At 67.9% G+C, this 13,461-nt stretch carries 6 protein-coding genes; 4 read left to right on the top strand and 2 right to left on the bottom strand.

The genetic code is table 11. From position 1 onward, the window contains the following. Positions 1-59: 59 nt before the first annotated feature. Positions 60-575: a hypothetical protein gene (locus STRBO_RS43395; protein WP_158690969.1), complete on the bottom strand. Its 516-nt coding sequence runs from the start codon at positions 573-575 to the stop codon at positions 60-62. Beyond that, entirely contained in the window at positions 572-7,792 is a 7,221-nt protein-coding gene (locus STRBO_RS0105435; protein ID WP_020113892.1) for a polymorphic toxin-type HINT domain-containing protein, read from the bottom strand. The genes STRBO_RS43395 and STRBO_RS0105435 overlap by 4 nt, the downstream gene beginning before the upstream one ends. Positions 7,793-8,337: 545 nt before the next feature. Between STRBO_RS0105435 and STRBO_RS0105430 the strand changes: the two genes are divergently transcribed. From STRBO_RS0105430 to STRBO_RS0105415, 4 genes are all read left to right on the top strand, one after another. After that, positions 8,338-11,814 carry a DNRLRE domain-containing protein gene (locus STRBO_RS0105430; protein ID WP_005481034.1) on the top strand — a complete coding sequence of 1,159 codons (3,477 nt, stop codon included), beginning with the start codon at positions 8,338-8,340 and terminating at the stop codon, positions 11,812-11,814. Positions 11,815-11,954: 140 nt separating this feature from the next. Beyond that, positions 11,955-12,365: a VOC family protein gene (locus STRBO_RS0105425; protein ID WP_005481035.1), complete on the top strand. Its 411-nt coding sequence runs from the start codon at positions 11,955-11,957 to the stop codon at positions 12,363-12,365. Positions 12,366-12,486: 121 nt separating this feature from the next. Then, positions 12,487-12,894, top strand: coding sequence for a hypothetical protein (locus STRBO_RS0105420; RefSeq protein ID WP_005481036.1), 408 nt, complete (start codon positions 12,487-12,489; stop codon positions 12,892-12,894). Next, the gene (locus STRBO_RS0105415) at positions 12,891-13,406 is read left to right on the top strand and encodes a thiol-disulfide oxidoreductase DCC family protein (RefSeq protein WP_005481037.1); all 516 of its coding nucleotides are present in this window, start codon (positions 12,891-12,893) and stop codon (positions 13,404-13,406) included. Before STRBO_RS0105420 ends, STRBO_RS0105415 begins: the two co-directional genes overlap by 4 nt. Positions 13,407-13,461: the final 55 nt, after the last annotated feature.

Below are 13,461 nucleotides of genomic sequence, written 5' to 3'. Positions count from 1 at the left end.
GAAGTGAACCGGCTCGCCAAGGAGAACCTTGACGAGCCGATTCCAGCGTCACCACTGTGTCACTTGCCGCTCGTAGTGGTCGATTGCAGCACTGTGCAGTCGGAGTTCCACGAGGGCAGATCATGCCGAACCTGATCGAGATCATGCCCTGGGTAGATCGGTGGCGCTTCAGGGATCCCGTGGGCTTCCAGAAGGTAGAAGTCCGCATGATCTCCACTGACAGACTGATCGCCGCCAGGGAAGAACTGCAGTTCCAGTCGCAAACCGCCATCAACGACCCGAGAAGGCCGACTGGACATCACGGAGAATGCCATTAGTTTCTGCTGCTGAGGCTCTCCGCTCCAGTGAAACGATCGCAGTCCGCGGACCACAAGAAGGGCGGAATTTCCCGTTGGATAGTACGACGCTGTGCGCATGTCGAAGAGCAGCGCCGCACGATTCGCAGTCGGACACACCCTGCAATCCAGAAGTTGCGCATCCTGCAGGGCGTCTTGTTCCTTCAGGGGGTCCCAGTCGACGACCTCAGGGGCCGGACGGTAATCCTGGGAGGTGAAGAAATAATCCATGAGGGTCATGGGATCGGAATATGCCAGAAGGGGTCTGACTTGACCACGGTCTTTCCGGTAACTGGATTGATGATTTGGCCTCCTTCGTTGAGATAGCTCACATAGCCGTTGGGGAGTGGATGCGGCCCGTTGGTCACCGGATCCATGACACGCACGTATCTGACGCTCTTGTGGTATCCGACAGCCGCGGCTTCGGCTGGCTTGATGTCATAGAACCACCCCTTCAGGTTGTTGGCTGTCGCCACGGCCTTGCGGCCCTGGGGGAGCCAGAGAGTGACGCCCTGGGGCCCGGCCATGCTTGCCATCGGACACCGGCTGTTGTGGACCAGCACCGGCGTGTTGCCCGCCAACACATAGAACGTGTGCAGGTCGGCGACGGTGAGGTTGTACGTCCGGGCGTGCTGTGTGTAGGCACGGTTGCCGGTGACGATGACCGTGTCGCCTTCGTCAGTGAGCAGGGTCATGCCCGGCTCTAGGTCGCCGGCTTCGATCCAGTCGTCCTCTGACGGCGACCAGAAGGGGTGCTCGTAGGTCGCGGTGAGCTGTTCGACGCCGTCTTCCGTGGCGATGGAGAGTTCGTTGAAGTGTTTGTCGTCCTCCGTGACGATGAGGCGGGTGACTTCACGCGCCCCTGTCTCGCCGGTCTCCGGGTCCGTGGCATGAACCTTGTCGCCGAGTTCGATGTCCTCGATGTCCTTGGTGGTGCCGTCAGCCATGAGGACGTCTGTTCCGGCCAGGAAGCATTTATTACAGCCCGAGAAAACCCTAGCCCTACCGGAAACGGCCCCACCCATGCCTCTCGCGCCAGCGCCGGCACCCAGACCAGCCAAATCGCTAGCCGCCGCAGCGGCTCCCATGTCGCCGGGATTAAGCCACAGCTTTCCACCATCACAGCTCTTGGGGCAGGCATATATTTTTTGGACCGTACGGGACCACGATCCGGGATCGGTTCCATCCTCCTGCGGCGCATTGCAGTAATAGTCGAAGCCACTGCACGCCTCCGTCATCTGCTGACGGATCTCCCGCGCTATTCGATCGATGTCCTTGTGTCCGACCGGCAGGTAGATGCCCGGATAGATAGTCAAATACCAATCTTTCTCGATGCGTACTATCTGATTCGCATCGCCGTGCGCAGCCTTGGGAAGTTGTCCGGTGTAGCCGGCGCCGGATGAGCCCGGCACACCGACCCCGCCCCCTCCCTGAGAAGCACCCTGAGAAGCACTCACATAACGCTTCTCGGTTCCGTTGGAGCCCGTGCCGCCGATCGGATATCCCTCGCCACAGCTCAGGCACAGCCCCGTGGGGTCGGAGTTCGAGACCGGGCCGTTGTTGGAGTACGCGTACCCGTTCATCTGCAGCGGGTCCGCGATGTCGATGATCGGGTCCGCCGAGATGAAGCGGCCCGAGTTCTGGTCGTACTCGCGGGCGCCGATGTGGGTCAGGCCGGTGGTGGTGTCCTCGATGCCGACGCCGATGTAGCCGCGCTTGTTGGGCCACGACGCCGGCTTCGGGCCGCGGAGTTCGCCGTACGGCTTGGCGGCTCGGCGGGTGACCGCCTGGCCGCTCGCCAGGCCGACCGCCGTGTTCGCCGTGCCCAGGTGGTCCGCGAGGAGGGCCGAGAGCTGGTGCCCCGTCGTCGCGCCGCTGGTCGTGGTGCGGGTCACCACCGGGGCGCCGGGCTGGGCGTAGGACCGGGAGGCGCGGGTGATCGCGCCCGCGCTGCTCGTCGTCACCTCCGTCTCGCCCAGGTACAGCGTCGTACCGGAGGGGGAGTTCTCCAGCAGGCGGTTGCCGGTGGCGTCGTAGACGTACGTCGTCTTCTTGCTGCCGACCGTGATCGTGTCGAGCTTGTTCTCCAGGGTCCACTTCAGGTCCTGGGCCCCGGCCGGCAGGTCACGGAGTTTCGTGTTGCCCACCGCGTCGTACGTGTACGTGCTGCCCTGCCCCGCCGGGCTGGACGCGATCGACGTCATCGTGTGCGGCTGCTTGGAGGCGTTGTAGCCGTACGTGTAGGTGACGTTCTTGGTCGCGTCCGCCGGGTCGGCCTCGGTCAGGGTGGCCCGGTTGCCCAGCCAGTCGAAGGTGAAGGACTGGTGGTAGGCGGTGGTGCCCGTGGAGACCGTCGCGGCAGCCGGGGCCGTGGCCGCCAGGGTCGACTTCAGCGAGGCGTCCGGCGCGGAGGCGTCCGTCGCCGTGTCCGGCGCGTCGGCGACCGGGCCCGACGAGGCCGCGTAGTCCGTGCGCGGGCCCCACGTCGTACCGTTCGCCGACTTGCAACCCGTGCCGTTGCCCGCGGGAGTGATGTTCGACGTCCAGGCGTTGGCCAGCTCGCCCATCACGTCGTACGTGAAGCACTGCATGTCCCAGGTGTCGCCCGAAGCGTCCGACAGCTGACGGGCGTTCGACGTGATGACGCCGGACTTGTCGTACGAGTACGAGCTGTCCGAGATGCGGTGCGGACCGGCGGTCTCGCGGTCCGCGACCGTGCGCTGGAGGCGTCCGGTGTAGGGGTCGACGAAGTTGGTCGTCCACACACGGTTCGGCTGGGAGCCGGACACCGTCCGCAGGGGTTCGCCGTACGGCGAGTAGGTGACGTCGGACGTGTACCAGGCGAGACCCGAGGTCGACTCGGTGAGGCCGTCGCTGTTGTAGCGGGTGACGACCTTCTCCTGGGCCAGACCGCCCACCGAGGGCAGCGTGACCGTCTGCGGCTTTCCGGTCTGCGTGTACGTGTACTTGTACGCGTACGTGCCCGAGACACCCGTCGTCATGGTGTTCGCGGGGATCACGGTCTCCGTACCCGTGGGACGGTACTCCGTGTCATAGCCCGTGACGCGGCTGATGTAGTCGCCGTTCAGGGTGTGCCTGGTGGAGGCGACCGGCTGGCCGAGACCGCCCGACAGGGAGTCGTACGTGAACGACTTGACCGGGTTGCCGGTCTGCGAGCCCTCACGGACGAACTTGACCCTGCCCAGCTCGTCGTACTCCGTGTACGTCGTCCGCTTCTCCGCGTCCGTGACCTTGTACGGCCGGTCGGCCTCGTCGTACCAGGTGTCGGTCGTGCCGACGTCCGGGTCGGTGGTGGAGGTGACCCGGCCCCGGGCGTCGTACGTGTACGTCCACTCGTTGCCGGCGGGGTCGGTGACGCTGGTGCGCAGGCCCCGGTCGTCGTACCCGTAGGTGGTCGTGCGTCCGGCGCTCGTGCTGTCGTCCTTGTGGTGGACGACCGAGGTGACGCGGCCGAGCGCGTCCGTGACGGTCCGGACGCGCGGCGACGTCGAGCCGGCCGGGTCCACCGAGGTGAAGGTGTCGCCGTACTCCGACCTGGCCGTGTACACCTTCTTCTCGTCGTGGAACGTCGACTGACTGACCGGCCTTTCCAGACCGTCGTAGAGGTGCTTGATCCGGCTCGGGACGAGCGACTTCGACCTGGGCGAGAAGAGTTCGGCGGCCGGCTCGTTCTTCGCGAGGTAGACGCTGGTCTGCTCGTCGGCCAGGCCGTGGTCGTTGTAGGTGGTGTCCGTGACGACGCGGCCGGGGCCGTGTGCCTGCGACTGGGTCTGGACCTGGCGCATCAGGCCGTCGTAGATCGTCACCTGGCGGCTGTAAGTTCCGTCGTCCTTCAGTGACTTGGTGGTGACGGCGGCAGGACGGGACTCCTTCGAGGTGGCGATCGCCGACTGGTACTCGATCTCGACGTTCGGTGACTTGGAGCCCGAGGAGCGGGACGGCGACCAGCCCTTCACGAAGCGGCCGAGGGCGTCGTACTCGCTGCGGATGACCCGGCCGTTGGCGTCCGTGACCGTCAGCGCGAGGCTGCGGCCCGGGTCGAAGGTCGTGGTGACCGCGTGGCCCTTGGCGTTGATCGCCTTCACCGAGGTGACGGGACCACCCGCGTCGCCCGGGGTGTACTGCATCTCCGTCGTACCGGCGCCCGGCTTGGCGACGGTACGGACCCGGCCCAGCGGGTCGTACGTCGTCCTCGTGACGACCGAGTACGAGGTCCCGGCACCGTCCACGCCGGCAGAGGCCGTGACCAGCCCCTTCGTCGGGGCGTCGCCGTAGGACTGGTTGTCGTAGGTGGTCCGGCTCGCGCTGATCAGCTTCGTGGCCGGGTCGGCGATGTCGTGGGCCGCGCAGGTGGTGCCTGTGGTGCGCTGCTGCTTGGGCAGGCCGATGAGCCAGGCCGACGTGTTGTGCACGTACGACGTCCTGGTGCAGATCTGATCGGAGAGGGCTTCTCCGGAACCGTCCGGCTCGACCACCGCCGTCTCGACCTGGACCGGGATGCCGTAGGTGTCGTCGACGGTCGTCAGGGTCCGGACGGCCCGCCAGCTGTCACCGACCTTCTGGATCTCGTCCGTACGCTTCACACCACTGCGATGGGCCAGGAGCGGATCCATGTCCGCGCCGTCCTCGGCCTCACGGAACCGGGACGCGGTCTGCTTCGACCACGGGTAGGTGAGGGTGCGCTTCTTCGGCGTGCCCTTGTCCGAGTCGAGGTAGGTGAGACTCTCCGCCACCATGCCCGCGTACTGCGGTTCGTCGTCGGTGAGAAGCGTGTACTTGCCCGTGGAGTCCTTGACCTCGCCGCCGACGCCCTGGAAGTAGCGCGTCTCCGAATACGACTGCGCCTGCGGCACTCCCGCGGAGGTGGTGGTCCTGCTGCCCTTGGTGACCGCCACCTGGCGGTATCCGCGCCAGACGCTGTGCGTGCGCAGGGACGGCCGGGTGAACTCGTCGTCGGACTTCGCCCAGGCGGGTTCCGAGTAGTCGTACTGGGTGTAGATCAGCTTGCCCCGCGAGGTGACCTTGTCGTTCTCGGTCACGGAGTGCACGACGTACTTGTTGAACCAGGACTTCGCGGGCTTCTTCTCGTCGCCGTCCGGCGACCAGCGGACCGGGTAGCAGGTGGCGTTGTCCCTGCCCTTGTCCTCGGACGGCTCGCTCGCGCAGCCGCCCTTGTACTCGATCTCGATGTCACCGCCGTGCTCGGTGGCCACCGTGCCGATGCGGGGGCGGGTGAAGGGCGGACGCTGGTCCTTCGGGCCGCTCGACACCAGGTTGGGGAGCTGGCGGTCCCTCAGGCGCCCCTTCAGTTCCGAGGAGGAGCCGACCGTGTACTCGCCGAAGCTGACGCCGTCCTTGTGCTGGAGCGTGCCGGTGGTGTCGCCCGGGGCGAAGCCGCGACGGGTGATCGAGTTCAGCCAGAGGCCGGGGGACGTGTAGTACCAGTCTTCGGGGAAGGACTGGTGGAGTTCGTACGTGTCCACCTTGCCGAGGCCGGTCTGGCCGGCTCGGGCCGCCTTCGTCGTGACCGAGTCCAGACGCATCTGGGTCCAGAAGGAGGGGAAGGCCGGGCAGAGCTTCGACGTCGCCTTGCAGTTGAGGTTGCCGGGGGTGTCCCACCAGGGGCGGTACGCGCCCGGGTCGGAGGTCTTGGCGAAGTTCGCCGCGTCGCAGGCCGTCGCCGACTTCAGGCAGCGCTGCGCCACACCGAACTCGACGGTCGCGGACGGCTTGGTCAGGTCCGCGCGCATGCCGTACTCGATGGTCTTCGGGTAGGCGAAGCGGTCGTACTGCTCGGGGGACTTGAACTTCTTCTTCACCGCGTAGTGGTTCGTCTCCTGCTTCCAGGTGACGACCAGGGTGTTGCCGTGCACGTCGACGACCTTGTCCAGGCCCCAGCGCCAGGCCTGCTTCTTGCCGGAGCCGCAGCGGGAGTCGGCGAAGGCCGTGGCGTGGCAGGGCTCGCCGGGGTGGTTGCCGAAGACGGGGACGGTGGAGACGGAGTCGGTGTCGGCGTGACCGCCGCCGACCTGGTTGAGCCCGTAGTAGTACTTCGTGCCGTCCGTGGTCGTGACGATCCAGTACTCGCCGTTGTTGTCGCCGTTGGTGCCGCCGACGCGGTGCTCGACGCGGGTGCCGTCGTCGCTCTGGGGCCGGTAGATCTCCGTGTCCTTCTCGGGGTCGCTGCCGGAGGCGGCGTCCCGCACCAGTTCCGTCGTCCTGCCGCCCAGGGACATCACCGCGTTGTGCGACACCCAGCACAGGTCGGACGTCTTGTCCTTCTTGGCCGTGTTGTTGGCGGTGCCGGACCTCATCTTCTTGCGGTCGTCCTGGCAGGCGCGGTATCGGCGCTCGATGTGACCGGCGTCGTAGTCCCAGCCCTCGCCGATCCAGGAGGACTGGGGAGAGGCGACGGCTGTACGGCCGTCCACGGTCTGGGAGTTGTAGCTGAACTCGACGTTCGGGGCCGGGCCTGCGGGGGCCGCCGGGACCGTCAGCGGGTACGACCAGGTGAACGCGCCGGACGAACCGCCGGCCGACCACTTGCCGCTGGAGGCAAGCGGGGTGGCCTTGAACGTGCCGCCGGCGCCGCCGCCGGAGTCGACCGCCCCGACGACGGCGGCGTCGCCGGTCGCGGCGACCGGAGTGACCCCGGTGGCCGACGTGACTCCGGTGGCCGACGTGCGGTAGGACGCCTGCGCGACCGACGGTCCGTCGGTCGACGTCTTCTTCGCCGAAGCCGGGGTGACCGTTCCGTCCGCCGCCGTGTCGACCGTGGCGGTGATCGACTGGGTCTGGACGTCGTTGGTGGTCTCCAGCTCCTCGTACTCCTGGCAGGCCTCGTCATCGGGCGTGGTCAGGTAGCACTCGGGGAACTGGACGAAGCGCAGGCGAGACCCCCAGTCGGCGCCGTAGAGATTCTTGAACTTCGCGTAGTCGAGCTTGACCGAGATCGGCACGGAGCCGGTCGCGGGAGCCTGGACCTTCACGACGGTGCCGTCGACGCCCTGGGACACGGCGGCCGCGCGGTCGTAGACCTGGACCTGCCAGGTGCCGGTGGGTGCCGACTGGTCCGGGGCCTGGCCGAGGCTGACGGGGAGGTTGTCGACGGGGGTCAGGGCGACTGTTCGGGCGGTCGCGGCCGTACCGGCCGATGCGGGCGTCGCGCTCGCGGCCGAGCCGAAGGTGACCGAGCCCGTGCCAGGCGCCGGTGCGGTGACCGTGCCCGTCGGGGCCTGCTGCCGGTCCGGAGGGACGTCGACCTTCAGCGTCTCAAGGTCGGGTTCGGCGACCGCTCCGGCGACGGTCTCGTCCTCGTCGAGGGGCTCCAGCTTGACGGTCTCGCGGCCCTTCTCGGCCGCGGCCGGGTCGGGCGGCAGCGCGAACGACTGCGCGGGCAGCAGACCCACGAGCAGCGCCGCCCCGAGAGTGGGCACGACGGCTGCGCGAACCCGGCGCAGCCGACGCGAACGGACAGGCGAAAAGCGACCGAACACGGCGAGGTCCCCCCGGACCATTCGAGGCGGGGCCGGGAATGGACCACGCGTGATGGCGTATCAGATGGGCAGATTCTGTGTCGGCTCTGTGGAGTTCCGCTAGATCGACCGAGGGGATGTGATGATCGCCACGGCGCGTAATGCAAGGTAACGGTCAGTGACGTTTATTCCGCATTTACCTATGCTTTACCGGAAGCAGTAACTCGTCCGCGATCAACCGCGCAGTTCATCAGGACTTGCCGCAAATACCCATGAATTCAGGGCAGTTAGCGGCCGTTCTGCAGCACTTTGCCCCAAGAGGGTTCGCCACCGCAGCAGTTGCCGACGGCCGCGCACAACACTCCTTACGTTTCCCGCTGTTACTCGACTCATTCGGCTCCCTCCGCTTGCGAAGCGTGACGGCAGCGCCCTCGTGAGCCATCATCGGCTGGCCCGGCCGAGCCCTGTCCCGCGCCGGTTCCTAGGGGGGAAGGGGAACTCGCCCGATGACGCGCAAGGAGCGCAACGGGCGTCGCGTGCCCGGCGGACGGACCACCGCCGTCGTACTCACCGCGGCGCTCGCTGCCACCGGCATCACTTTCATCGGCCTCGGCCTGGACGAGCCAGGCCCGAACGGCAGGTCGAGCGGCGACCGGAAGGCGAAACCGGTCTCCGACGCCACCGCGCTCGCGCGGGCCGCGAAGACCGGGAAATCCGTCGAGGTCACGGCGCTGCGCACGGCGCGGTCGACGACGTGGGCGCGGCCCGACGGCAAGCTGGCCAAGAAGCTCTACTCCTCCCCCGTCCGAGCCAAGGTGGGGGGTGAGTGGAAGGCCATCGACTACGACCTCCACCGCACGGGGAAGGGCTGGGAACCGAAGGCCACCAACACCAGGATGGTGTTCTCGGCCGGCTCCGAGCCGACGCGTGACGACAAGGAGCGTGCCTCCCGGTCCACCGCGCACCGGGTCTCCCTGCTCAGAGGCCTCACGGCAGCCACCACCGCCGAGGCGAGCACTCTCGTCACCCTCACTGTCGACGGTCACGACATCAACCTCACCTGGCCCGGCGCCGTCCCCGCCCCGATCGTCGACGGCTCGCGCGCCCTGTACCCGGAGATCTTCCCTGGTGCCGATCTGGTGCTGACGGCCGACGACGACGGCTTCGCGCAGTTGCTGGTCCTCAAGGACCGGCAGGCCGCGGCCGACCCGCGCGCCAAGCAGCTCACCTACGGCATCACCTCGGCGGACCTGTCGTTCCGGCTGAACCCGATCACCGGCGTCCTCGCCGCCGAGGACGCGGACGGTGAAGAGGTCGCGCTCTCGCCTACGCCGCTGATGTGGGACAGCAGCGGCGCCCCGGCGGTCACCGACGGCTCGGTCGGCGCCTCCGCCCAGCCCACCGACGCGGAGAGCCCCGACCCCGACGACTCGTCCACCCCCACGCCGGGCGACGACGTGAGCCCGACCGAGGAAGAACTCGTCGAGACGGACGAGCAGACCGACCCGGACCCCGAGGAACTCCCGGTGGGCACGGACGACCCCGCGCCCACTCCGTCGGACTCCCCGCCGCCGTCCGCACCGGCCGAGCCGACGCCCGAGCCCTCGCAGTCCGGCTCGGCGGCCACCCTGAGCCTGCCCGGTCTCGACGGCCCGTCCCCCGACTCCCGTGGCGAGCTGGTCGAGACCGACCTGTCCGGAGCGAACTGGCTGCTCACCCCCGACCAGGACTTCCTCCGCGACCCGGCCACCACGTATCCGGTCTTCGTCGACCCGTCGGTCAAGAAGCACATCCAGGCCTGGACCACCGCGTACAGCAGGCACCCCAACGCCACGTTCTACAACGGCAAGGGCTTCAACAAGGGTGGTACGCACGAGGCCCGGGTCGGCTTCGAGTCCGACACCTGGGGCACCTCGCGCTCGTACTTCAACATGTACTTCGACAAGGACCTCAAGGGTACGAAGATCGTGTCGGCGAAGCTGTACATGCTGGAGACGTACTCCTGGTCGTGCAGCGCCCGTTCGATGAGCGTGCATCTCACCGGCAAGGTCAGCGGACGCACCAACTGGAGGAACGCTCCCAAGCTGCACGACGGGAACAAGATCACCAGCAAGAGCTTCGCGCACGGCTACAAGTCCGGTTGCCGGGACGCATGGGAAGGCTTCAACGTCCGTACGGCCGCCCAGAAGAAGGCCGATGAAGGCCGGGACACCATCACGTTCGGGATGCGCGCCCGGGACGAGAACTCGCAGTACGCGTGGAAGAAGTTCATGGCCAACGGGGAAAATCCGCCCGTGCTCGAACTCGTCTACAACCGCAAGCCCACCGCCCCCACCGCCCTCGACCTCGGCCCCGACGCCAAGTGCACCACCACCCAGCCGTACGTCCGGATGGGATCGGGAAGTCTGACCTTCACCGCGAAGGCGTCCGACAAGGACAAGAACCTCGAATATCTCGACTTCGACCTGTGGCCGCACGGCAAATGGGCGACGACGGGCGACCTTCTCGGCAAGACCGGAAAAGTCACCGTGGGCAAGGACAAGGACAGCGCGCTGAGGACGACCGACGAGTTCTCCACCAGCAAACTGACCAACGGCACCCTCTACTCCTGGCGGGTGCGGGCCAGGGACGACGCGGGATCGTACTCCCCGTTCTCCCCGGCCAAGACACCGTGCCGCTTCGTCCTCGACACAGCCGCGCCCAAATCGCCCAAGGTCGGCTCCGCCGACTTCCCCAACGCCGACACCGACGAGAACGGCTTCGGCAGCGGCGCCGACGATTCGAAGTGGAGCACCAAGAAGTTCGGCACGGCGGGCACCTTCACCGTGCGCGCCCTCAACACCGACGTGATCCGGTACGAGTACGGGTTCAACTCGGCCAGCTATCCCTTCCAGCTGGACCGCAAGGCAGGCACCGCGACCACCGTCAGTGCCACGCTGACCAACGCCAAACCGCCCACCGCCGGTCCCAACGTGCTGTACGTGCGGACCGTGGACGCCGCGGGCAACGTGTCACAGCCGTCGAAGTACTTCTTCTACGTCTCCCCTCGCGACCAGGCCGACTCGCCCGGCGACTTCACCGGGGACAAGCTCCCGGACCTGATGGCCGTCACCGAGGCGGGCAACCTCTCCCTCTACCCCTCCCAGGCCACCAACGACCTCGCCAAGGGTTCCGGCGACCTGGACTACTCGATGGCCGGCGCCTACCGCTCCAACCCGGACAAGGATCCGAACGGCGACGATCTGCCGCCGTATGTCGCCGCGCCCTCCGGTCACTTCAAGGGTGCCCTGGTCACCCACAACGGGGACGTCTACGGCGGTGACGGCCTCCAGGACCTGGTGGTGCGCGTCGGCGGCAGGCTGTGGGTGTATCCCGGCGACGGTTACGGTGCCGTCAACATCGACAAGCGCGTGGAGATCCTGCTGCCCGAGGGGGCTCCCAGCCCGGCCTCGCTGACGCAGATAGTCTCCACGGGTGACGCCACCGGCGACGGCCGTACCGACTTCTTCGCCACCGCGGGCGACGAACTGTGGGCTCTCACCGGCTACCACGGCGCCACCATCGACCAGGCGATCCGTCTGTCGGGCTCCGCCTGGACCGAGCGTGACATCGTCACCGTCCTGGACATCACCGGCGACGGTGTGACGGACATGGTGTACCGCACGGACGAGCACGCCCAGCTGATGCTCCGCAAAGGCAAAGCGGCGAGCGGCGGCGGCACCGACCTGGACTCCCTGTCGTCCGGCGCCGACTCCTCCGGCGGCACCGACCTCGAGTACGGTTCCGCCGGCTGGTCCAACGCCAACGTCCCCCTGCTCATCGGAACGCCGGATGCCAACGGGGACGGCATCCCCGACATCTGGACCGTGCGTTCCGACGGCTCGGTCCGCTTCTACGCCGGTGGCAAGACGGTCCTGTCCGGCTCGGGCACGGAGATCATCGCACCCGCGAGCTACTGGAAGACCCGGGTCGCCATCGGCTGACCGGAGTACGGGGAGGGGGCCGGTCACGGAAAGCCGCGGCCGGCCCCCTTTGGCATGCCTGGTTCCACCGTCTCCCCGACCGCGCCATGCACGTGCTGTCGCTCCCACCACCCCACCCACCGACGCTCTAATCTGACGACATGTCAGACAATGAGTCGTACGAGCTGCTCGGATTCGACAACCTCCTCCTCCCCGTCGGCGATCTCGGCCAGGCCGTGTCCTTCTACGAGCGAGCCGGGTTCGACGTGAACTTTCGGCTGGACGAGGCCGGGATCGCGGGGCTGAAGGTCGGCAAGGAGACGCCCGGTCTGCTGCTGCGGGTGGAGGAGGAGCTGCCGCAGCGGCCGCCCGTGTGGGCGCCCGCGCGGGTGTGGCTGGAGGTGCCCGACGCGCGGGCCGCCGCACGAGCCCTCGCGGCGGCGGGCGTGGCCCCGATCGACGCGCCGTTCTCCGTCGCCACCGGATGGACCGTCGAGTTCGCGGACCCCTGGGGGAACGTCATCGGGCTCACGGACTACACCAAGCGGCCGGAGTTGGCCCGCACCGGATGACCGCACCGGACCGCACCGGATGACCGCACCGGATGACCGCTTGAACGTGTTCAAAAAGAGGTCTACAGTCTCTCCCAGGACGCTTTGAACGCGTTCAAGAAAGTCGGGAAGGGGTGGGGACATGGACCTCACGGTCGTCGCGTATGTGGTGTATCTGCTGGTCAGCGTGGGGCTGACGGTGTGGGTGGCGCGGACGTTGAGCAGTAACGGGCGGATCTTCCTCGGGGATGTGCTGCAGGGAAACGAGAAGCTCGCGGACGCGGTGAACCACCTGCTGGTGGTCGGGTTCTATCTCGTGAACCTGGGGTTCGTGGCGCTCTACCTGAACGCGGACGGCGCCATCGACAGCCCGCGCGAGGTGTTCGAGGCGGTGTCGGCGAAGCTCGGGGTGGTGCTGCTCGTGCTCGGGGCGCTGCACCTGGGGAACGTGTTCGTGCTGAACAGGTTCCGGCGGCGGGGCGTGATGGAGCGGGAGCAGATGCCGCCGGTCCAGCCGCAGGGCTGGGTCGCTCCCACGGGGCGGGCATGAGCACCATGGCCGAGCCGGCCACCGCGGACCGGGGCGCCGAGCGCGTCCCGGTCCGCGGGCTCACCGTGCTGTACGACGTCGGGTGCGGGCTGTGCGCCTTCCTGCGGGGGTGGCTGGGCAGGCAGCGGCAGTTGGTGCCGCTGACGTTCGTGGCTGCGGGATCCCAGGAGGCGCGGCGGTTGTTTCCGTCGCTCGATCACGGGGCGACGCTGGAGGAGATCACGATCGTCGGGGACGGCGGGCAGGTGTACCGGGGGTCCGCCGCCTGGATCGTGTGTCTGTGGGCGCTGCGCGAGCACCGGCCGCTCGCGCACCGGCTGAGCACCCCGGCGGGGGCCCGGTTCGCGCGCACCGCCGTACTCGCCGCCGCGAAGTGGCGCGGTACCCACCGGCAGCCCGGCTCGGGCTGCGGGAGCGGCGGAGCCGAGCTGACGGGATGGGTGTACGACCGGCGGTACGGGTGGCTGTACCGCGCGCCCGACTGCGACACCGGTACCTGCCCGACTCGTTAGGCTCTGCCCGTGCCCGCAGTGAACGACAGCCCCAGTCCAGAGCCCGGCGCCGACG

The sequence above is a fragment of the Streptomyces bottropensis ATCC 25435 genome, assembly GCF_000383595.1.
Taxonomy (GTDB): domain Bacteria; phylum Actinomycetota; class Actinomycetes; order Streptomycetales; family Streptomycetaceae; genus Streptomyces; species Streptomyces bottropensis.
The sequence above is the reverse complement of the archived record's forward strand: the minus strand, read 5'-3'. Positions and strand labels throughout refer to the sequence as shown.